Below are 22,117 nucleotides of genomic sequence, written 5' to 3' on the forward strand. Positions count from 1 at the left end.
ATCTGCTATCCGTGACTAGGTCAGCGCGACACAATCCGCACCCGAAAGCACAAAGCCACAGCCCAGACGGCGGGCTTCTTCCACCGCCTGTGTGCCGGACAGAAAGCCACCGATCGTGGCATGGCCACGCGCGCGCAGTTCGGCGGCCTGCGCGTGGTCGCAATCGGTTGCCAGATAAACACGCGGGCGCGGCGGCGCGGCGGGAATAAGCCTGCACAGCACATCCGGGCGGAATGTCAGCCCGCAGGCGGGTTCATTATCGTTACAGCGGTAACGCCCACCCCGGCCCAGCTCTTCCGAACGGCCCTGAGCAAACAGCGTCACACAAACACCGGTATGGTATTTCCAGCCCCGGAACTCCACCGGGTCCACAGTCAGGCTCAGGCCGGGGCAGCGCTCACGCAGCGCGCCAACCGTTGCCACCAGCCTGCGCACAATAGCCTCGGCCCGTTCCGGCAGGGTAATTTCCATCAGCCGCGCCACAGCATGTTCAGCAGCACCACTGGCATCGAGCAGTGCAATGAGCGTTGCGGCCAGTGCCCCCCCATGTTCCGCCACGGAAGCTGCATCCTTGCGGTCCAGCGCCCGCAGGAGTGCCGGGCGTTCAGCCTGCGGCACGCCCGCCTCTTCCAGCAGGGCCGGAATAAAAGGCGGCATGGTCAGATCGAAAGACACGCCCCGCACGCCAAGCCGGGAGAGGGCTTCCGCACCGATAGACATAACCTCGGCATCTGCCTCGGGGGAATCGGGGCCGATCAGCTCGATCCCCGCCTGCATGATCTGCCGCCCGCTTTCCTCGGCAGCGACCGGCGCCACCACCACGCATTCGCCCGCATAGGACACACGCAAGGGACGCGGCACACCGCTGAGGCGCGTACCCGCCATGCGGGCCACCTGCGGGGTAATGTCGGGACGCAGTACCATCATGCGCCGGGTATCCGGGTCCATGACACGGAAACCCTGTTCCGCCAGCGCGGCCCCGGCCCCGGCCAGATACGTGTCCTCAAACTCCATGAGCGGAGGCCGCACCGGGTCATATCCGTGCGAGGTGAACACATCCATAAGGACTGCAACACTCTGCGCCTGTGTGCGGGCATCAGGCGTCAGCAGATCGACAAAGCCAGCGGGCAGCAGGGCCGGGCTAAAGGGCGGGTTTTCCGTCATGTCTCGGCCTATAGCACTCCCTGTCTCACCCGTCATGCCTGCAAATCATGCACGAAGGCCGCGACATTGCCTTCACTGCCACGCCCGTGCGCGCTCACCCTTCCGCAACGCCCGGTAGGGTTTCCCAGCCTGCACCAATAAACGCCAGCACCCGCCGTCCGGGCCCTGCAGGCCGCAGCACGATCAGGTTGCGATCTTCCAGCCAGCCCAGCAGACGGCGGGCGCGGCCGGTGGACACTGTGCCGTAAACACGCGCGATCTCGGCATCTGACGGGCAGGCATGCTGCTCAATGGCCGCGCGCGCCAGAAACAAAAACACCCCCTGCAAATCCTCAGGCAGATCCGCCGCCATGGATTCGGCCTGCTGCCAGTCATCCGAGCCGGATATATCCTCGCTGACACCACTACGCGCTACCGCCAGCAGCCGGTTGAAACGCCGCATGTCCAGCGCATTGCGCCCTAGCCCCGCGATACGGCAGCGCACCAGAAAGTCCTGATACAGCACGGGGGCTGAGCGGAAGGCGACCTCATCATCCTCGAGCATATCGCGCAGGATAGCCGTCATGCGAGCTTCACGCTCGGCATCGGTTTCAGGCGTGGGGGGAGCGGATTCGGGCTCCTGCTCGGCCTGCGCCTGCCCGTGGGCAGCAAGCTGGCTGAGCAGATCAGGCACGGGCGCAGGGGGAGCCCGACGCACGCGCGCAGGCATGTCCATAACCGGCACGGGTGCCAGAATCAGTTCATGCACCGGCGCTGAAGGCGGTTCGAACGGCGCCAGAACCGGCCCTGCTGAACGACTCTGGGTTTCCACCGCACCAATCCGCACCATGGCCGGGCGGCGACACAGTGCTGGCCCCAGCGCGAGAAAAGTGCCCCGGTCCAGATCACGGAACGATTCGGCCTGCCGCCGCTCCATGCCCAGCAGGTCAGCCGCGCGCGCCATATCGATATCGAGGAAAGTACGGCCCATAAGAAAATTGGAGGCCTCCGCCGCCACGTTCTTGGCCAGCTTTGCCAGACGCTGGGTAGCGATAACCCCGGCCAGACCACGCTTACGGCCACGGCACATCAGGTTGGTCATGGCCCCAAGCGAGACACGGCGCGCCTCGTCCGATACATCCCCCGCCGCAGCAGGCGCGAAAAGCTGGGCTTCGTCCACCACCACCAGCACGGGGTACCAGAACGTACGCGGCACCTCGAACATGCCGCCCAGAAAAGCAGCGGCCCAGCGCATCTGCTGATCGGCATCCAGCCCTTCGAGATTGAGCACCACAGAGGCCCGATGCTCGCGCATGCGCTCGCCCGCCGCGTGCATGGCCATTTCGGAATGATCCGCCGCCTCGATCACCAGATGGCCAAAGCACTCCGCCAGACTGACAAAGTCCCCTTCAGGGTCGATAATCGCCTGCTGCACCATACGGGCAGACTGCTCCAGCAACCGCCGCAGTAGATGCGACTTGCCCGAGCCGGAATTGCCCTGAACCAGCAGGCGCGTGGCCAGCAGTTCGGCCAGATCCATCCGTGCCGGACCGCCCCCCGGCACCTCACCCATTGTAATCATGTTGTTCATAACGAAACGGGATACCGCTCCCCGCCCTGCTTTCGCAACCAGTCCAGCGCCCCATGAGCCGCCGCACGCCCGGTAGCAAGGCAGGCATGGAGCAGGTAGCCGCCTGTTGGGGCCTCCCAGTCCAGCATTTCTCCCGCCACGAACACGCCGGGCAACGCCCGCAACATGTATTGCTCGGTGCAGGCCGCCCAGCGCACACCACCCGCCGATGAAATGGCGCGGGCCAGCGGTTGCGCCGCTTCAAGCCGAACAGGTAGCGCCTTGATCCGTTCGGCAAGCCCCATGGGGGTGACAGGCACGGCCCCGCTTTCGCGCAAAAGCCCGATAGAAGCCGCAGACAGGTTCAGCCCCTTGCGCAGGCGGTTGGACAAGCTCTCGCGCGCCCGCACGCGCGCAAGCCTTGCGGCCATATCGGCAAGGCTCATATCCGGCCGCAGATCGCACAGCACCGTTGCGTGGCCCTGTGCCGCTACACGCTCACGCAAGGCCGCGGACAGCGCGTAAACCGCACCGCCTTCAAGCCCGCCTGCTGTCAGCACGACCTCACCCCGGACGGAACGCCCTTCAAAACTCAAGGCCACCGGCTTGAGCGGCACGCCAGCAAAGCGCTCGGCAAATAGGGGAGACCACGCCACGGCAAAACCGCAGTTAGCAGGCTGAAAAGGCGCCAGTTCCACACCCCGTTCAGCCAGAAGAGCCGCCCAGCCACCCGTGCTGCCCAGCCGGGGCCAACTCGCCCCTCCCATAGCCAGCACTAGAGCATCAGTTTTTTCCGAACTGACAGCCGCACTCTCCGGCCCTGCCACGAGCAGCGCCCCCTGCGCATCCCACCCCAGCCAATGCGTGCGTGGGCGCAGGGTCACCCCTTGCTCGCGCAACCGTGCCAGCCAAGCCCTGAGCAACGGCGAGGCTTTCATAACCACAGGGAACACCCGCCCCGATGAGCCCACAAAGCTTTCCTGCCCCAGACCATCCATCCAGTGGCGGATATCCTGCGTGGTCCATTCTGATAATGCGGCATGCAGGCGGGATGCCGCCGCGCCATAGCGGCTTTCCAGCGCCTCATGCGGTTCGGAATGGGTGATGTTCAGCCCACCCCGCCCGGCCATAAGGAACTTGCGGCCAAAGCTTGGCATGGTGTCGAGCACCTGCACGGCACACCCGGCGGCAGACAGCACTTCCGCTGCGGCAAGCCCCGCCGGGCCACCGCCTACAACCGTAACGCGAAACGGCTCTGTCATGTCGTGCGCCAGAACCGGCTCGCGCTCATACCGTCTGGCGGCCTGCGGCGCGCACCGCCGTTGCCAGCCCGCCAATCTGCTCCAGCACGGTGGGCAGGGTCGCAGTCGTGGCGCGGCCCTGTGCATCCAGTGTACCGGCCAGCGTTTCCAGCAAGGCGGAAGCCACAACGGCACCATCGGCAATACTGGCCGCCTGAGCAGCCTGTTCTGGCGTTCGCACGCCAAAACCTACGGCCACCGGCAGGCTCGTAGCCGCACGCACACGCGGAATAGCCGCACGCAGATCACCCGCACTGGCGGTGCGTGTGCCGGTTATGCCAGCAATACTGACATAATAGACAAAGCCCGAAGCATGAGACAGCACATAACCCAGCCGCTCTGAGGTGGTGGTAGGGGCAACAAGGCGGATGATAGCAAGCCCGGCGGCCTTGGCCGGAGCCTCGATCACATCGGCTTCCTCTGGCGGCAGATCGACCAGAATCACGCCGTCCACACCGGCTACCACCGCATCCTTGCAGAAGCGCTCGTAGCCATAGGACTCAACAGGGTTAACATAGCCCATGAGGATAATCGGCGTATCGGTATCATCCTGCCGGAAGGCCGCAACCATATCCAGCACACCGGCGAGTGTCGCACCGGCTTTCAGCCCGCGCAGGGCCGCCGCCTGAATAACCGGGCCATCGGCCGACGGATCGGAAAACGGCATGCCGATCTCGATCAGGTCGGCACCAGCCGCGGGCATGGCGCGCAGCAGGGCCAGCGAGGTCTCGCGGTCGGGGTCATAAGCTTCCAGATAGGGAATGAGCGCGCCGCGCGCCTGCGCGGCAAGGTCGCTAAAACGCTTGGCGATACGGCTCACAGTTCCACCCCCAGATGCTCGGCCACGGTAAAGATATCCTTGTCGCCCCGGCCGGAAAGATTGACCACCATCAGGCTGTCGGCAGGCAGGGTGGGGGCAAGTTTCATGGCGTAGGCCACGGCATGCGCGGATTCCAGCGCGGGAATAATGCCCTCCAGCCCGGTACAGAACTGGAAGGCTTCCAGCGCCTCCCCATCGGTGGCCCCTACATATTCAGCCCGCCCGATATCGTTCAGCCATGCGTGTTCAGGGCCAACGCCGGGATAATCCAGCCCCGCGCTAATGGAGTGCGCTTCCTCAATCTGGCCATCGGTGTTCTGGAGCAGATAGGTGCGGTTGCCATGCAGCACGCCGGGGCGACCACGCTCGATGGAGGCGGCTGTCTTGCCACTATCCAGCCCGTGACCTGCGGCTTCCACGCCGATCAGGCGCACGGTCGTATCATCAAGGAAAGGGTGGAAAATGCCCATGGCATTGGAACCACCACCAATGGCAGCCACCACCACATCGGGCAGACGCCCTTCGGCCTCGTGCATCTGGGCCTTGACCTCGGTGCCGATCACGCTCTGGAAGTCACGCACCATGGCCGGATAGGGCGAAGGCCCCGCAACCGTACCAATAAGCATGTAGGTATCCGCCACATTGGCCACCCAGTCGCGCATGGCCTCGTTCATGGCATCCTTGAGGGTACCGGCCCCGGCTGTCACGGGTACGACTTCCGCCCCCAGCAGGCGCATACGGAACACGTTGGGTTTCTGCCGCTCCACATCGGTGGCACCCATGTAAACCACGCATTTCAGGCCAAACAGGGCACAGACCGTGGCCGTGGCAACCCCGTGCTGACCCGCCCCTGTTTCCGCCACGATACGCGTGCGCCCCATGCGGCGGGCAAGCAGGATCTGCCCCATGACGTTATTGAGCTTGTGCGAGCCGGTATGGTTGAGTTCCTCACGCTTGAGGTAGATTTTCGCTCCCCCCAGCTTTTCGGTCATCCGGCGGGCAAGCCATAGCGGGCTGGGACGGCCTACATAATCCTTGAGGTAATAATCCAGCTCACGCTGAAAAGCGGGGTCGGCCTTGGCCTGTGCGTAGGCGGCTTCCAGTTCGAGAATCAGCGGCATCAGGGTTTCCGCCACGAAGCGGCCACCATACCGGCCGCCGAAATGACCCCGGCTATCCGGTTCATGCCGGAGCGAGCTGTTTGCCAGCGCTGCTTTTTGCTGTTCCATCAGGTTTGCCATTGCCAGTTCCACCACTCCTCTGCCGCCTGTGCGCCACGGCACCGCATAGAGCGCCGCCCTGCCCGTACAGCCGTTATGCGCCCCGCTTACCAGATACCGCACCGAATTGCACAGTCCCGCGCCGCAATCTTGCAAGCCGGGGGAGGCTGCCCCATAGTCCGGCCTGCCCGTATGGCCCCGCCCCTTGTAGCGGCCATACACATCCGGCCACCCCTCCGGCCGGCACGCACCAGCGTGATAGTGCACCCAACAGACAGGCAGGGAGACTCGCATGTTTCTGGCTCACAGACCCGGTACAGCCACAAAAGCCATTGAAACACCCGAGGACGCGGCAGGCTCGGTCTGGCTTGATCTGCTCGACCCCACCGAACAGGAACTGGAACTGGCGGAAAGCCTGTGCGGGCAGAAACTGCCGACCCTTGATGATTTGAACGCCATTGAAAGCTCATCACGCATCAGTGTCCGCAAGGGTGTGGCGTTCCTGTCCTCCCCCCTGCTCAAGCGCAATGGCACCGAATTCCTCAGCACCCCGGTAGGATTCGTACTAACCGATGAGCGGCTGTTTACCATCCGCTTTCAGCCCTATCAGGCGTTTGAAACCGTGGCGCAGCTTGTGTCCGACCATACCGCCATACCCGCAGCCACACCCGATGCCGCCACCACACCACATGCTGTGCTGCACGCGGGCGAAATTCTGGTGGCCCTGATCGAGACCATCGTGGACCGACTGGCCGATGTGCTCGAAGCTATGGGCAACCTGCTCGATACGTTGTCGCACGATATTTTCCGTCCCTCGCAGCAGGGACCACAGATACGCACCATGGCCTCGCGCCAGCGCGACCTGCTGCAACGGGTGGGGAGTGCAGGCAGTTTCTGCTCACGCATGCGTGACACGCTTTTAGGTATGGAGCGCATAACGCTGTTCCTGAGTGAAAGCCGCAAAACCGCCTCTGCGGCCCCAGCCCCCGGCTTCTCCCTGAGCAGCCGCCAGATCAGCGCGGCACAGCAACCCCTGACCGAAGCCGATGCACGAGCCGCCGCCTATACGCTTTCCGGTGCGCAGCGCACGCGTATTACAACTGTCAGCCGCGACCTGTCCTCGCTTGATGCCTATGTATCGCAGGCACAGGACAAGGTTGAATTCCTGCTCGACGCCACGCTGGGCTTTATCAATATCGACCAGAACGGCGTCATGAAAGTACTGACCGTGGTCAGCTTCATCGGGGTAGCCCCGACCCTGATCGCGGGTATTTACGGCATGAATTTCAAGGACATGCCCGAGCTCAACTGGTCGTTCGGCTACTGGTATGCCCTCAGCCTGATGGCCGCCACCATTGTGCTGCCGCTGATGTGGTTCTGGCGCAAAGGCTGGTTGGGCGGGATCAAATAACCGCATATATCTTGACGGCGCACCACGCGCCCCCTATCCTTTGCGCACAACGCTGGCTGACTTCACCTGCCCAGCATTTCCCCTTCCATGTCAGGACTTCAACCGCTTTCTGGTTCCTTTCACCCACGGACGCATTCTGTCCGCACGGCGAAAGCGCGGAAATGCACACGGTACAGTCCCGGCTTTTCGTTCTATTCACGAACTTTCTTGCCAGTCAGGGCATTTTTTCATGCATCTTGCGGAACTCAAGGCCAAGTCTCCAGCCGACCTCTTGGCCTGTGCTGAAGACCTGAATATCGAAAACGCCTCATCCCTGCGTAAGCAGGACATGATGTTCGCCATACTGAAGACACTGGCCGACAACGACCAGGCTATCTATGGCGAGGGCACCCTCGAGATCATGCATGACGGATTCGGCTACCTGCGTGCGCCCGAATCCAACTACCTGCCCGGCCCGGACGACATCTACATCTCCCCCACGCAGGTGCGCCGCTTCGGCCTGCGCACCGGCGATACGGTGGAAGGCCAGATTCGCGCCCCGCGCGACGGCGAGCGTTACTTTTCAATGCTCAAGATCAACACGATCAACTTTGAATCGCCCGACGCCGTTCGCCACCGCATCAACTTCGACAACCTGACGCCCCTCTACCCCGAGCGGCGTCTGCAGATGGAAGTCGAAAGTCAGGCCACCGCCCCTGAGCCCAAAAGCGAAAAGGGCAAGAAAGGCGCGCAGAAAGACTTTACACCGCGCGTAATCGACCTTGTCTCGCCCATCGGCATGGGCCAGCGCGCCCTGATTGTCGCACCGCCGCGCTCGGGCAAGACGGTCATGCTTCAGAGCATTGCCTCCTCCATCAGCGCCAATCACCCCGAGGTGTTCCTGATCGTTCTGCTGATCGACGAACGCCCTGAAGAAGTGACCGACATGGCACGCTCCGTCCGGGGTGAAGTCATTTCCTCCACCTTTGACGAACCGGCCCACCGCCACGTTCAGGTGACGGAAATGGTGCTGGAAAAAGCCAAACGTCTGGTCGAACACAAGCGCGATGTGGTGATCCTGCTGGATTCCATCACCCGTCTGGCGCGCGCCTACAACACCGTTGTGCCTTCATCGGGCAAGGTGCTAACCGGTGGTGTGGACGCCAACGCCCTGCAGCGCCCCAAGCGCTTCTTTGGTGCGGCCCGTAACATCGAGGAAGGTGGCTCGCTCACCATCATCGCCACTGCGCTGATCGACACCGGCAGCCGCATGGATGAAGTGATTTTCGAAGAGTTCAAGGGCACCGGCAACTCCGAACTGGTGCTGGATCGCAAGCTTGCCGACAAGCGCACCTTCCCCGCGATCGACATCACCAAGAGCGGCACCCGCAAGGAAGAACTGCTGGTGGACCGCGCCACCCTGTCCAAGATGTGGGTGCTGCGCCGTATCCTTGCCCCCATGGGTACCATGGACGCGATGGACTTCCTGCTGGACAAGCTGAAATACAGCAAGACCAACAACGACTTCTTCGAGGCCATGAACAACTAGGCGGACAAATGGACAAAAAAAGCCGGCCAGAGGCCCCGATCGGGTTTTCAGCCGGCTTTTTTGCGAATGATCAGCACCATGCTGCCATCAGCATGCGCCACCTCGGAAACGATTGCATGGCCCAGAGCGCGGACAGAACGCCCCACGTTACGATGCGGCTCCTCCCCTTTCAGGCGCACGACCAGCACGCCTTCCGGGGCCATGCTATCCAGCGCCAGGCGGGTTCGCACGAAAGTCAGGGGGCATGTATCCGCGGTGATATCCAGTTCGACAATCGCAGGAGTGCTGGGCTCATTGTCGGTCATGGTCACCATTTTGCATTTCTCCCCTCTTTGCAGGCATATATACCTACCATAACGAGCATCCGGTCTAGCGCGTATCCGCGTAAAATTGGACAAACACCTTACCTTTCGGCTACCTGAAAGACAGACGCAAGCATGACAGTACAGGCAGGTTTGGGATCGTGAAGGCACAAGCGGCAGAATCACGTATCGAGCAATTGTGTGTGGAACATGGCCTGAAAATGACAGGCCAACGGCGAGTGATCGCGCGCGTGCTTTCCGAAGCCGACGATCACCCCGATGTGGAAGAGCTTTACCGCCGCGCACTCAGCCTTGATTCCCGTATTTCAGTGGCAACCGTTTACCGTACGGTGCGCCTTCTAGAAGAAAAAGGAATTCTGGAGCGCCGTGATTTCGGCGGGGGCCGCGCCCGCTATGAAGCCACCGAGCATGGACGGCACCATTACCATCTGATTGATGTGGATAATGGCCGGGTCATCGAGTTCGAAGACCCCGAACCCGAAGAACTCATGCGCAAAATGGCCGACCGTCTCGGTTTCGAGTTCGTTTCCCTGCGCCTTGAACTGTTCGGCAAGAAAAAGAAGCCGGCCGCGGGTGCTGCGGCACCGCACCGCAAGGGAGAGACGACATGAGTTCCGCACGCGCCAGTGGCGGCGGCCTGTCCACACTGGATCTGGACCGTAGCAGCTTTCCCGAACTGCACGGCGGCAGCCTGAGTGTCCGTATTGCGGAAACCGATGCCGAGCGCGAAGCCGCTCAGGCGCTGCGTTACCGGGTGTTTTACGAGGAAATGGGTGCGCACCCCGATGCGCAGACCCTCCGCCTCAAACGCGATATTGACGAATTCGACGCTGTTGCTGACCACCTGCTGGTGATCGACAATGCCATCGCCTCCGACGAGCGGGGCGTTGTTGGCACCTACCGTCTGGTTCAGAGCGATGCCGCCGAACGCATCGGGCGTTTTTATTCTTCCAGCGAATACGACATCACGCCGTTGCAGGATTTTCCCGGCAGGCTGCTTGAGGTCGGGCGTTCCTGCGTAGACAAAAACTATCGCGGCCGTGCCGCCATGCAGCTTCTATGGCGTGGCATTGCCTCGTATATTTTCCTGCATCGCATCGACCTGCTGTTTGGTTGTGCCAGCCTGCCCGGCACCGACCCGGACCGCATTGCCGATGAGTTGACCTATCTCTACCACAACCATCTGGCCCCTCCGGCCCTGCGTGTAAGGGCTCTGGAAGATCGTCGGGTGGAAATGCTGCGTACCGACCCGCATACCCTGAATGTGCGCAAATGCCTTGTTGGGCTTCCCCCTCTTATCAAAGGGTATCTGCGTCTGGGGGGCTATATTGGTGATGGTGCGGTAATCGACCCCCAGTTCAACACCACGGACGTAGCCATTCTGGTCAAGAGCGAACTTCTGGCGGACAAATATTACCGCCATTATGAACGCCGCCTGCGCGACGCACTGGACTAAAGTGCCACAGGGGCGGCGAATCGTGCCTTACGCCACCCCTGACCATTACTCTTTGCGCACGGCCCTTTTATCTACAGGCGACTTTTATCCATGCGTCTGCCGAGGTTTTTCCTCCCGCCGTCCGTAAGGACCTGTTTTACCCCTACCTCCCTGCGTTTTACAGGCCGTATGCTGGGCTTGGGCGTGCTTGCTGCACTGGCTCTGCCACCCGTGCATTTCCTTCCTGTTTTGCTGTTCAGTTTTGGCCTGCTGGGTAAAACGCTGAATACAGCGACAAGCTGGAAGCGCGCCGCGTGGGCGGGTGGCCTGTTCGGCTTTGGCTTTTATGCTGCCGGGCTGTACTGGCTCATTCATGCCGTGCTGATCCGCGCTGACGAATTCTGGTGGTTCGTACCCTTCCCCTCATTGGGATGCGCCCTGATTCTGGCTCCCACAGCAGCAGCACCCGCAGCGCTCAGCTTACTCGCCCCGCCGGGTGTCAGGCGGCTTGGTGCCTTTGCCGCCCTGTGGACACTGGCGGATATGAGCCGCACCTTCCTGTTCAGTGGTTTCACATGGAACGCTCTGGGCAGTTGTCTGGCCATTCCCGGCGTGGTGGGGGATATCCTGATCCAGCCTGCTGCATGGGTAGGCGAAGACGGACTGACCCTATGCCTTGTCCTGCTCAGCACGCTGGCGGGCGTTGCCTGCCTGCGTGGTAGCCTCCTGTCACCCCGTATCCGTGCATTGATTCTGGGTGGTGGTGCCGCTGCCGTGCTGGTCTGGGCCATGGTGGGGGCCGTACGTTTCTACACCGTCACCCCAAGTGGAGAAGAAGGGCCGATTGCCGTGATCGCGCAGGGCAATGTGCCGGAAACCGAAAAGGTCGGCCGCCTGAACCCGCGCGATATTTTCCTGCGTTATCTGCGCCTGACCCATGACGGCGTGCAGCAGGCGCTCGCCCTTGATCACCGCCCCCCCGCCCCTGAAAACCCGGCCGATGCGGAACCGGAAAATACTGGCAGGCCGATTGTCTTCCTGTGGCCTGAAACATCCTTCCCCGGTTACGATCTGCTACAGGACAGCCCGCAGGCCCGTGCGATCATCATGCGTTGGGGGAGTGGTGCCGAAGCCGGATTGATTGGCGCCCTACGTGTGGATGAGCAGGGCCGATACCGCAATGCCATGCTGGCCCTCGCCCCCGATGGCACTGTGGAAGATTTTTACGACAAGGCGCGGCTTGTGCCGTTTGGTGAATACCAGCCGCCTTTCATCCCCCTTCAGATCGTACCGCAAGGCGGTATGGCCTCAGGCTCCGGCCCCCGCACCCTGCACCTGCGTGGCCTCCCCCCTGTCGGGCCGCTGATCTGCTACGAGGTGATTTTTTCTGGGGACGTGACAGACCACCATGACCGCCCTCGCTGGCTGGCCAATATCACCAATGATGCGTGGTTTGGAAACAGTGCCGGACCACGGCAGCATCTGGCCTCAGTCCGACTACGGGCTGTTGAAGAAGGCCTGCCGATTGCACGCGCCGCCAATACCGGTATTTCCGCCGTTTATGACGGGCGGGGCCACCTGCTGCACAGTCTGGGCTGGAACCGCACCGCAGCCTTCGCTGTGCCACTCCCTGCCCCCCTGCCCGCTACGCTTTTTGGCCTGTATGGCCAGACCATTCCCCTAAGTGCGTGCATTATACTGCTCGTTGTCTGTATCAGTCGTATCAGAAACCGCAAAAAAAGCCCTAAATGAACAGAAATTCGAGAATTTCTTTTATTCCAGCCACGTTATTACCAATCCTTCATCTTCCTTGCTGTAACTTGCGCTGGCGGTGGTCGTGATTTCATCTATAAACAGCTTTATCGTGAAAATTGTGACCTTCCCTTCGTCACCTGTTCCTCAGAGGGAAACGTTTCCATCGTGACCGCAGTCGACAAAATTACGACACGCAGTGTCACACCCACGTTACAATCAGGCGGGATTGATCTTCATGTGGGCAGCCGCATCCGGCTGCGCCGAACCCAGCTTGGCCTGTCCCAGGAAAAACTGGGCGAGGCACTCGGCATCACATTCCAGCAGATTCAGAAATATGAACGCGGGGCCAACCGTGTCGGGGCTTCACGCCTGTACCATATCGCCAGCATCCTTGATGTGCCGATCAGCTTCTTTTTTGATGACATGGGCAGCGGGCGGCAGACCTTCAGCCACACGCCATCGCACCCTGCCATGGAAGTTGCAGACCAGCGGCCCCCCTTCAACAAGGCCCAGCAATCCGCAGCCTGCACCGGCTCGGAAGATCAGGCTCTGCTCTCACGCAAGGAAACGCTAGAACTGGTCCGCGCCTATTACCGAATTCCGCAGCCTGCCCTGCGCAAGAAAATCCTCGATCTGATCACATCCATGAGCGACGAAACATCCGCAGAGTGAGGCCTCGCTTCGGCCTATAAAAAAAGCGCGGGAAGGTTAAACCTTCCCGCGCCGTAAAGACCTCAGGGATCGATACGTTCAGAAGCTCTGGTCGTCTCCGCCCCAGTCACCGCCGGAATCCCCCCAGCTATCGCCTCCAGCGCTGAAATCCTGATCAGCCGTTGTACCGGCCCCACCAAACGGGTCCGAATTATCACCATAGTTGTTGATGATGGTCTCGCTACCCGGCGCCACGCCGCCGCCAAAACCCGAGCCCCCCATATCATGATGCCCGCTGAACAGGCCTGTCAGCGCATTGGCTGCCAGCATGCCACCGGCAACGCCGGTCGCGGTTGTAAGCGCACTGCCAAGAAAACCAGAGCCGCCCTGAAACATGCTGGGGCGTGCGCCATACGGCATGGACTGGGCTTGCATCGGCGGGGGCATCTGCTGGGCCGCACCACCCCAACCCGGCGGGGGGGCCGCCTGCGGCTGGGCAGACTGCCCACCACCGAACAACCCACCCAGAAAACCACCGGATTTCTGGGGAGCGGACTGCTGTGCCGCCTGCAAAGCCTGCTGGGCCTGCTGCAACTGAGCCTGAAGCTGCTGGATCCGATTCTGGGCCTGCACCAACGCCACTTCCTGCACAACCGCCATCTGAGTTACGCGGTAACGTGCTTCAGGATATTTCTGGAATTCCTGAGCAATAAGCTGGTCGGCCTGCATATCTACGGCGGGCAGGTTGGGCTGTGTGCCGGGCACGCTGGCAAAGCCACCCTGCGATGCACCACCCACACGGGCAAAGAATTTCTCGATAAGATCGCGTTCTTCGTTGGTCATTCCATCCCTTCCTGCCCTTACGGGCGTCCGATCCCGGCCCTGCCATAGGGGGTTTTGCATGATGCCGCCCCCTATCAGGACATTTGATAGCGGGTCACTCTGGCCAAGATGTGGCAAGGACACAACCCCGTTACAAGGGCCATAAGCCCTCCAACGCCACGGGTTCTCTTCCGGTTCCGGCGCGGGGCCTGTATGGTGGCCACCACATAGACCCCAAGCCAGACCCGCCCGGCGGGAACGGCCATGGGGAATGACCCAGTCACCCTTGCGGAGTTTCATCCTGACCATGGTTCCGGCGCCTCCCCGCCCTTCAGAGCGACCTCTCTCCTTTCAGGACCTGATCCTGACCCTGCACCAGTTCTGGTCTGCGCAGGGATGCGCCATTCTCCAGCCGTATGATACCGAGGTGGGCGCGGGTACACTGGCCCCCCACACCACCCTGCGGGCTCTGGGCGACAAGCCGTGGCGCGCGGCCTATGTGCAGCCCTGCCGCCGCCCGTCTGACGGACGCTACGGTGAAAACCCCAATCGCCTGCAGCATTATTACCAGTATCAGGTGCTGCTCAAACCCACCCCCGAAGAAAGCCAGAAGCTGCTGCTCGACAGCTACCGCGCCATTGGTATCGACCCCGACCGGCACGATATCCGCTTTGTTGAGGATGACTGGGAAAACCCGACCATCGGTGCATGGGGGCTGGGTTGGGAAGTCTGGTGCGATGGCATGGAAGTCACCCAGTTCACCTATTTCCAGCAGGTGGGCGGTATTCCGGTAACCGTGCCCTCAACCGAACTGACCTACGGGCTGGAACGTCTGGCCATGTATGTTCAGGGCGTTGAAAACGTCTATGACCTCGATTTCAACGGCGCTGGCCTGACTTATGGCGATGTTTTCCTGCGCGCCGAAAAAGATTATTCACGCCATAATTTTGAATTGGCCAACACAGACCTGCTATTCCGCCACTTTGCGGATGCGGAAAAGGAAAGCGTGGCTCTGGCCGAAGCCGGTGTGGCCCAGCCCGCTTATGACCAGTGCCTGAAAGCCAGCCATCTGTTCAACCTGCTTGATGCCCGTGGCGTCATCAGCGTGAGCGAGCGCGCCTCCTATATCGGGCGGGTGCGTACTCTGGCGAAACTGTGCTGCGAAACCTGGCTGGCTGGCGAGGACAAATAACACCATGCCCGAATTGCTGATTGAACTGTTTTCAGAAGAAATTCCCGCGCGCATGCAGCAGCAGGCCGGTGAAACCCTGCTGAACGCGCTGGCCGATGCGCTGGCTCCCCTCGCCCCATCAGACCTGCGCGCCTATACCGGCCCGCGCCGTATCGCCGCCACGCTGAACGTGGCCGAACAGGTGCCCGGCCGCCTTGTCAGCGAACGCGGCCCGCGTGAAGGCGCTCCCGACAAGGCGCTGGAAGGCTTTACGCGCAAACACGGTGTCACACGGGACGCGCTGGTTCTGCGCGATGGTTTCTGGCTGCTGGAACGCGATGAACCCGCGATAGACGCAGCAACCCAGATCGCAACCGTGCTGCCTGACCTGCTGCGCCGTTTCCCATGGCCCAAATCCATGCGCTGGGGACAGGGCAGCAGCTTTACTTGGGTGCGCCCCCTGCGCCGTATCCTGTGCCTGCTGGATGGTGCGGTCGTACCGGTCTCGCTCGCTCAGGGTCAGGATAACGGCCACGGCCTGCACAGCGCCAACCTGACCGAAGGCCACCGCTTCATGGCCCCCGATACGATCACGGTCAGCAGCGCCGCGCAATGGAAGGACAGCCTGTTCCAGAGCCGCGTGATGGTGGAAGCGCAAGACCGCCGTGAGGCCATTGCAACCGGACTGGAGCAACTCGCCACCGCCGAAGGTCTGCGGATCGTGCCTGATACCGGGCTGGTGGATGAAGTCGCCGGGCTGGTGGAATGGCCGGTGCCCATGCTGGGCCGGATTGATGAGCAGTTCATGGAACTGCCGCCTGAGGTCATGCAGGTCTCCATGCGTGTCAACCAGCGCTACTTCGCCCTGCGCGATTCCGATGGTGCCGCAGCCCCACGCTTTGCTTTTGTAGCCAATATCATCCCCGCCGATGATGGTGCGCTGATTGTCGCGGGTAACGAGCGCGTGCTGCGCGCCCGTTTTGCCGATGCCCGTCATTTCTGGGATCTGGACCGCAAGCACACGCTCGCCTCACGCCTGCCTGCGCTGGACAACGTAACCTTCCACGCCAAGCTGGGTTCGCTGGGTGAGCGCGCCCGCCGCATTGCCCGTCTGGCGGGGCTGCTGGCAGGTATGACAGGTGCCCCGGTCGAAGCCTGTGAACGCGCCGCCCTTTTGTGCAAAACCGACCTGACAACCGGCATGGTAGGTGAGTTCCCCGAACTACAGGGCGTCATGGGCGGCTATTATGCCCGTCACGATGGCGAGGCGGACAGCGTGGCGCAGGCCATTAGCGAGCATTACACCCCCAAAGGACCGGGCGATAGCGTACCCACCGCCCCAGTTTCCGTGGTGGTTGGCCTTGCCGACCGGATCGACATGCTGTGCGCGTTTTTTGCAGCGGGTGAAAAACCCTCAGGCTCGGGCGATCCCTTCGGGCTGCGGCGCGCCGCACTGGGGATTATCCGCCTGATCCGTGAAAATACCCTGCGGCTTGATCTTATCCGCCTGTTCACTTTTGCTGCGGAAGCCCTGCCGGACTCCCTGCGCAATGCACCCGACCTTGACCTGCTGCCACAGTTCATTGCCGAACGCCTGCGTGTGCAGCTTCGTTCCGAAGGCGCACGCCATGACTGTCTGGCAGCCATTTCCGTAGACAATACGGATACCGATATTGTGCGCCTGCTGGCCCGCGCAGGTGCCCTGCAAGCCATGCTGGAAACGGAAGACGGCAAAAACCTGCTGACCGCCACCCGCCGCGCCGCCAATATCCTGCGGATAGAAGACAAAAAAGACGGCCCGCATGAAGGCACGCCGGATGCGGCACTGTTTGAACAGCCCGAGGAACAGGCCCTGTTCAGCACGCTGGAAAAGGTGGAACCCGCTGTGGAAGCGGCTTTTGCGAAGGAGCTGTTTACCGATGCCATGCGCGAGGCCGCAAGCCTGCGCCAATCTCTGGACAGCTTTTTCGAACAGGTAACGGTCAATGCGCCCGAACCGGCCCTGCGCCTGAACAGGCTGAAACTGCTCTCACGCCTTGTGCGTATGATGCGGCTGATTGCCGATTTCAGCCAGATCGAAAGCTGAAAAAACGCTTGTGGCCAGCCCGGTTATGCACCGGTGCTGGCCATATGCTCTGTCAGCCTCGCCCGAAAAAGAGGCTGATGATCAGAAGCACAACAAAAACAAATAGCAAAACCCGAACGATTTCCGAAAAGCCCGCCGCCATGTCGTGAAAACCGAACAGCGAAGCAATGAGCGCGCAAATCAGAAAAATCAGTATCCAGCGTACCAGAACCATGGCCTGTCTCCGCGCTTTTCCCTGCCGCTCTTTCACGGCTGGAAAATCGTTTAACCGCCTGTTTTAACGCTGGAAGGCGGCCTTTGGTTCAGTGCCGCCCGTATTTAATCATCCAACCCACTCTGGGCTTGCGGTATTACTCGTGCGTGTCGGCACCGGGAATAATATCATATGCGGCACTTCCCGCAGCCGGGCCGGGCGGCGGAGGCTGGTTAACCGCAACCGGTGTCAGCGCCTCAAGCGAAGGGCCGATTTCGCGCACATCTACAGCGACACCCAGCCCGCCATTACTACCACTGCCAACGGCATAAACCGTCTGGCCGGGCTTGAGCAGATCGGCAAAGCGTGTGGCTTCAGCCGGTGTGAGATACATTACCGAATGATCCTGCAAGACAGCACCCGTCAGCTTGCCGCTCATGTTGTAAAGCGGCATCGACACGGGGCCATGCAGAACAAGATCGGGGCCAGCCAGCATTTCCGTTGAATGATTGGGCATGGAAATCACGCTGTCTTCCACGCTGCGACCACGGGGGCTGGTAACCAGAAAAGCCCTCAGGATTGGCAGGGTCTGGCCTTTCAGGCCCCGGATTTCCACCGTATCGCCGGGTTTGACCAGCCCTGCGAAGGCATGGCCCTGCTCAGCCGAGACAAGAACCTGCGTGCCATCTTCAAGAATGAAACCGTTGATACCGCCATGAGTGGACGGCAGGAACTGCGCCACCTTGCCGGTAAAGACCGGCAGCACCGACAGGTCATAGACAGAGCCTACCCGGGCACCTGTAGGCGCAGGCGCTACCGGTGCGGGAGCCGGGGCGGGCTTGGCCGCAGCGGCATGATGGTGTGTAGCCTTGCCCTCATGAGCATGGGCAAGAGGAGTAAAAACAGCAGAACACGCCAGCACACAGGCGGGCAGAAAAAACACAGGGCGCATTATTCAACCAGTCGAAAACCACCCTGCAATCAGGGCGGGGGGCAAGGCCACGGGATTCGCCCCCCAGTTTCCGCTATGAAGCCCCCTGACCGCAAGAGCGGTGCGAGCGTGTCAGTGACGGAAATGACGCATACCGGTCAGAACCATGGCAATACCTGCGGCATCGGCCGCGGCAATCACTTCATCATCACGGATTGAACCACCCGGTTGAATAACCGCCGTGGCACCGGCCGCCACAATGGCCTCAAGCCCGTCCGCAAACGGGAAGAACGCATCGGAGGCAGCAACCGAGCCATGGGTCAGCGGCGTGTCCTGACCGGCAGCACGCGCGGCTTCGCCACTCTTGAAAGCAGCGATACGCGCTGAATCCACGCGGCTCATCTGCCCGGCACCAACACCCACTGTTGCTCCATCACGGGCATAGACAATGGCATTGGACTTGACGTGCTTGGCAACCCGGAAGGCAAACACCAGATCCTGCATTTCCTGAGCTGAAGGGGCGCGCTTTGTCACCACTTTCAGTTCAGACGGCACGATCCGTCCGGCATCGCGGGTCTGGGCCAGAAAACCGCCCGCCACGGAGCGCACCACAATCCCTGCCGCAGCCGGGTCAGGCAGGCCGCCCGTCAGGAGCAGACGCAGGTTTTTCTTGCGGGCCAGCAACGCCTGAGCCGCTTCATCAGCTTCGGGCGCAACAATGACTTCGGTAAAGATCGCTGAAATCTTTTCAGCCGTTTCCGCGTCCAGCGGACGGTTCAGCGCCACGATGCCACCAAAGGCGGAAACCGGGTCGCATTTCAGCGCCTGATCCCATGCTGCCGACAGGCTGGAACCAACCGCAACACCGCAGGGGTTGGCGTGTTTGACAATCACAACGGCCGGGGCATCGAACTCGGCCACCGCCTCGAACGCGGCATCCGTATCGTTGATGTTATTGTAAGACAGCGCCTTGCCCTGCACCTGCACGGCTGTGGCCACGCCGGGGCGCTGGCTGCCATCACGGTAGAAAGCCGCCTGCTGGTGCGGGTTTTCACCGTAGCGCAGGGTTTCAGCCCGCTGCCCGGTCAGGGCAAAACGCTCGGCCAGAGGCTCGCCCGCCTGCTGGGCAAACCATGTGGCAATGGCGGCATCATAGGCAGCCGTGCGGGCATAGGCGGCACCTGCATAAGCCGTACGCATGGCCAGCGTGGTGCCACCATCGCCCAGCGCATCGATCAGGCCCGCGTACTGGACCGGGTCGGTCAGCACCACAACATGCGCATGGTTTTTGGCGGCAGCACGGATCAGGGCGGGGCCGCCGATATCAATGTTTTCGATGCAGGTTTCGCTATCCGCACCGGATGCCACGGTCTTTTCAAACGGGTAGAGATTGACCGCCACGAGATCGATCTCGCCAATGCCATGCTCACGCATCTGGGCCTGATGCGAAGGCAGGTCACGGCGGCCGAGAATACCCCCATGGATCATGGGCACCAGCGTCTTGACCCGGCCATCCAGAATTTCGGGAAAACCCGTGTAATCCGACACATCCCTGACCGGCACACCCGCATCGCGCAGTGCCTTGGCAGACCCGCCGGTGGACAGGATTTCGGCTCCCTGCGCGGCCAGCGCACGCGCCAGATCAAGCAGGCCTGTCTTGTCGGAAACGGAAATAAGGGCACGCCGGATTGGCAGTGTCGTCTGGCTCATGGAGGGACCTTTCGCACAGCAGGAAAGACGGGAACGGCTGAGCGACCGCAGAACCGTGCGTGCGCAATCAGCCTGTGAGAAAAAACAAACCCGCCGTTACCGACGGGTGAATGTCCAGTACAACGGCTGGCGGCCCGCCGCGATGGCCTTGGCCTCATACCGTGTTGGAAACCAGCCCTCAGGCCGCTCGGTTACAGGGGCTGGTGCATCAAACCAGTCCTGCTGGGCCATAACCTCGCCAACCCATGCCTGATAAGTCGGGTCGTCACTGGCGACACGCCATACCGCACCGGGTTTGAGAGCACGGGCCACCAGCGCCACGTTCTGCGGGTGCATGAAGCGCCGCTTGGCATGGCGTGCCTTGGGCCACGGGTCGGGGAACATCAAGAAAAGACGGTCAAGACTGGCCTCAGGCAGAGCCTTGAGCACCAGCCGTGCATCGTCGTCCCACAGACGCAGCCTGTCCGGCACGGGGGCCGTTGCTTCCTGCCCGACAGGCACGAGCTTGGTGAGCAGGGAACACAGGCCGTTATGGAAAACTTCGGAAGCAATATAGCCCACCTGAGGGTGGGCCTGCGTCTGGGCTAGCACATGCTCGCCCCCGCCAAACCCGACCTCAAGCCAGATCTGCTCGGGCTCCTGCCCGAATACCGCTGCCGGGTTTCCTGCTTTTTCAAGCGAGAAACGCAGGCGCGGCAGCGTTTCATCAAGCAGACGTTCCTGACGGGGCCGCAGGGGGTGCCCCCTCTGGCGACCATAAAGCCTTTCGGGTGGCGGTTTGACCTCCGCCGTTTCCGGCTGGCCGCCCACGGCCTGACCTGTGACCTCCGTCATGAACAGACGCGCTCTCTCAGCTTAGCGGTTGAGTGCGCTACGCAGGGCGTCAACCAGATCCGTGCGTTCCCACGTAAAGTCGTCACGCGCGTCATCAGGTGTGCGGCCAAAGTGACCGTAAGCCGATGTCTGGGCATAGATCGGGCGGTTCAGACGCAGGTGCTTGCGGATACCGCGCGGCGTCAGGTCCATGACCTCACGCAGCACGTTGCCCAGACGCACTTCGTCTACATCGTTCCCGCTTCCGTCCAGATCGACATAAACGGAAAGCGGATGCGACACGCCGATAGCGTAGGAAAGCTGGATGGTGCAGCGGTCAGCCAGACCAGCCGCCACAACGTTCTTCGCCAGATAGCGGCAGGCATAGGCAGCCGAACGATCCACCTTGGTGGGGTCCTTGCCGGAGAATGCGCCACCGCCATGGGGAGCCGCACCGCCGTAGGTGTCCACAATGATCTTGCGCCCGGTCAGGCCGCAGTCACCATCGGGGCCACCAATTACGAACACACCGGTGGGGTTCGCGTAAAATTCGTTTTCAGGCGGCATCCAGCCTTCGGGCAGGACATCGCGCGTCAGGCCCAGCAGGCGCTGGCGCAGGTCAGCCTGATCCACACCCTCATCATGCTGGGTGGAAATAACGACCGACGTGGCACCAACGGGGCGACCGTTGACATAACGCAGGGTCACCTGGCTCTTGGCATCGGGCTGCAGGCCTGCCACGCGGGCATCGCCAGCACGACGCAGGTCGCGCATGGTATGCAGGATGCGGTGCGCATAATACAGCGGAGCGGGCATGAGGGTATCGGTCTCATTGGACGCGTACCCGAACATGATACCCTGATCGCCTGCGCCTTCGTCCTTGTCGTCCGTGCTGTCCACGCCTACGGCGATGTCAGCGGACTGAGCATGCAGGTAGTTGGAGGCATCGGCACGACGCCAGGAGAAACCCTCCTGATCGTAACCAATGTCACGCACGGCTTCGCGCGCCAACTCAATCAGCTTTTCCGATGTCACGGAAGCCGGGCCACGCACTTCACCAGCGAGGACGATGCGGTTGGTGGTTACCAGTGTTTCACAGGCAACACGTGCTTCCGGGTCGGCCGCCAGATACGCGTCCAGAACGGTATCGCTGATCCGGTCAGCAACCTTGTCGGGATGACCTTCGGATACGGATTCCGAAGTAAACAGAAAATCGCCGTCTTTACGCATAATG

General features: G+C 61.6%; 20 protein-coding genes. 8 read left to right on the forward strand and 12 right to left on the reverse strand.

Going from position 1 to position 22,117, the window contains the following annotated elements:
* Positions 1-15: 15 nt before the first annotated feature.
* From ABF757_RS07630 to trpB, 5 genes are read right to left on the reverse strand one after another with little or no spacing between them, the layout of a single operon-like run.
* Entirely contained in the window at positions 16-1,200 is a 1,185-nt protein-coding gene (locus ABF757_RS07630) for an ATP phosphoribosyltransferase regulatory subunit (protein WP_415481630.1), read from the reverse strand.
* Positions 1,201-1,258: 58 nt separating this feature from the next.
* Entirely contained in the window at positions 1,259-2,734 is a 1,476-nt protein-coding gene (locus tag ABF757_RS07635) for a helicase HerA domain-containing protein (protein ID WP_415481631.1), read from the reverse strand.
* A complete protein-coding gene (locus ABF757_RS07640; protein WP_415481632.1) occupies positions 2,731-3,975 on the reverse strand; it encodes a TIGR03862 family flavoprotein in 1,245 nt (414 codons plus the stop codon). Before ABF757_RS07640 ends, ABF757_RS07635 begins: the two co-directional genes overlap by 4 nt.
* A gap of 25 nt (positions 3,976-4,000) precedes the next feature.
* Positions 4,001-4,834, reverse strand: coding sequence for a tryptophan synthase subunit alpha (gene trpA / locus ABF757_RS07645; RefSeq protein WP_415481633.1), 834 nt, complete (start codon positions 4,832-4,834; stop codon positions 4,001-4,003).
* Complete coding sequence (trpB, locus tag ABF757_RS07650; RefSeq protein ID WP_415481647.1) at positions 4,831-6,063, reverse strand: tryptophan synthase subunit beta; 1,233 nt, start codon at positions 6,061-6,063, stop codon at positions 4,831-4,833. Before trpB ends, trpA begins: the two co-directional genes overlap by 4 nt.
* A gap of 283 nt (positions 6,064-6,346) precedes the next feature.
* On the opposite strand from trpB, the gene ABF757_RS07655 reads away from it, so the two are divergent.
* A complete protein-coding gene (locus ABF757_RS07655; protein ID WP_415481634.1) occupies positions 6,347-7,465 on the forward strand; it encodes a magnesium transporter CorA family protein in 1,119 nt (372 codons plus the stop codon).
* A gap of 229 nt (positions 7,466-7,694) precedes the next feature.
* The gene (gene rho / locus ABF757_RS07660; protein ID WP_025860247.1) at positions 7,695-8,993 is read left to right on the forward strand and encodes a transcription termination factor Rho; all 1,299 of its coding nucleotides are present in this window, start codon (positions 7,695-7,697) and stop codon (positions 8,991-8,993) included.
* Between the two features lie 47 nt (positions 8,994-9,040).
* Here rho and ABF757_RS07665 read toward each other — a convergent pair whose 3' ends face one another.
* Complete coding sequence (locus ABF757_RS07665; protein WP_025860248.1) at positions 9,041-9,298, reverse strand: sulfurtransferase TusA family protein; 258 nt, start codon at positions 9,296-9,298, stop codon at positions 9,041-9,043.
* Between the two features lie 218 nt (positions 9,299-9,516).
* Here ABF757_RS07665 and ABF757_RS07670 point away from each other — a divergent pair, with 218 nt between their 5' ends.
* The 4 genes from ABF757_RS07670 (at position 9,517) to ABF757_RS07685 (ending at position 13,178) form a co-directional block, all read left to right on the forward strand.
* Positions 9,517-9,927 (forward strand): Fur family transcriptional regulator, encoded by a 411-nt coding sequence (locus tag ABF757_RS07670; RefSeq protein ID WP_035370507.1) that lies wholly within the window; start codon positions 9,517-9,519, stop codon positions 9,925-9,927.
* Entirely contained in the window at positions 9,924-10,772 is an 849-nt protein-coding gene (locus tag ABF757_RS07675) for a GNAT family N-acetyltransferase (protein ID WP_415481635.1), read from the forward strand. The genes ABF757_RS07670 and ABF757_RS07675 overlap by 4 nt, the downstream gene beginning before the upstream one ends.
* Positions 10,773-10,862: 90 nt before the next feature.
* Positions 10,863-12,503: an apolipoprotein N-acyltransferase gene (lnt, locus tag ABF757_RS07680; RefSeq protein WP_415481636.1), complete on the forward strand. Its 1,641-nt coding sequence runs from the start codon at positions 10,863-10,865 to the stop codon at positions 12,501-12,503.
* Between the two features lie 168 nt (positions 12,504-12,671).
* Positions 12,672-13,178 (forward strand): helix-turn-helix domain-containing protein, encoded by a 507-nt coding sequence (locus ABF757_RS07685; protein WP_025860251.1) that lies wholly within the window; start codon positions 12,672-12,674, stop codon positions 13,176-13,178.
* 78 nt (positions 13,179-13,256) lie between these two features.
* On the opposite strand, the gene ABF757_RS07690 is transcribed toward ABF757_RS07685, so the two are convergent.
* Positions 13,257-14,000 carry a DUF2076 domain-containing protein gene (locus ABF757_RS07690; RefSeq protein ID WP_415481637.1) on the reverse strand — a complete coding sequence of 248 codons (744 nt, stop codon included), beginning with the start codon at positions 13,998-14,000 and terminating at the stop codon, positions 13,257-13,259.
* Between the two features lie 286 nt (positions 14,001-14,286).
* Here ABF757_RS07690 and ABF757_RS07695 point away from each other — a divergent pair, with 286 nt between their 5' ends.
* Both ABF757_RS07695 and glyS read left to right on the forward strand, forming a co-directional pair.
* Complete coding sequence (locus tag ABF757_RS07695) at positions 14,287-15,171, forward strand: glycine--tRNA ligase subunit alpha (RefSeq protein WP_025860253.1); 885 nt, start codon at positions 14,287-14,289, stop codon at positions 15,169-15,171.
* Between the two features lie 4 nt (positions 15,172-15,175).
* A complete protein-coding gene (gene glyS, locus ABF757_RS07700) occupies positions 15,176-17,236 on the forward strand; it encodes a glycine--tRNA ligase subunit beta (protein WP_415481639.1) in 2,061 nt (686 codons plus the stop codon).
* 52 nt (positions 17,237-17,288) lie between these two features.
* Here glyS and ABF757_RS07705 read toward each other — a convergent pair whose 3' ends face one another.
* From ABF757_RS07705 to metK, 5 genes are all read right to left on the reverse strand, one after another.
* Positions 17,289-17,450, reverse strand: coding sequence for a DUF1328 family protein (locus tag ABF757_RS07705; RefSeq protein ID WP_025860255.1), 162 nt, complete (start codon positions 17,448-17,450; stop codon positions 17,289-17,291).
* 136 nt (positions 17,451-17,586) lie between these two features.
* On the reverse strand, positions 17,587-18,381 hold the full coding sequence (locus ABF757_RS07710) for a hypothetical protein (protein WP_415481640.1): 795 nt from the start codon (positions 18,379-18,381) through the stop codon (positions 17,587-17,589).
* Positions 18,382-18,492: 111 nt separating this feature from the next.
* On the reverse strand, positions 18,493-20,070 hold the full coding sequence (gene purH, locus ABF757_RS07715) for a bifunctional phosphoribosylaminoimidazolecarboxamide formyltransferase/IMP cyclohydrolase (protein WP_415481641.1): 1,578 nt from the start codon (positions 20,068-20,070) through the stop codon (positions 18,493-18,495).
* Between the two features lie 96 nt (positions 20,071-20,166).
* The gene (gene trmB / locus ABF757_RS07720) at positions 20,167-20,904 is read right to left on the reverse strand and encodes a tRNA (guanine(46)-N(7))-methyltransferase TrmB (RefSeq protein WP_415481642.1); all 738 of its coding nucleotides are present in this window, start codon (positions 20,902-20,904) and stop codon (positions 20,167-20,169) included.
* A 21-nt stretch (positions 20,905-20,925) separates the two neighbouring features.
* Positions 20,926-22,113, reverse strand: coding sequence for a methionine adenosyltransferase (gene metK / locus ABF757_RS07725; RefSeq protein ID WP_415481643.1), 1,188 nt, complete (start codon positions 22,111-22,113; stop codon positions 20,926-20,928).
* Between the last annotated feature and the right edge of the window lie 4 nt (positions 22,114-22,117).

The organism is Acetobacter papayae (genome assembly GCF_047721125.1).
Classification (GTDB): Bacteria; Pseudomonadota; Alphaproteobacteria; order Acetobacterales; family Acetobacteraceae; genus Acetobacter; species Acetobacter papayae.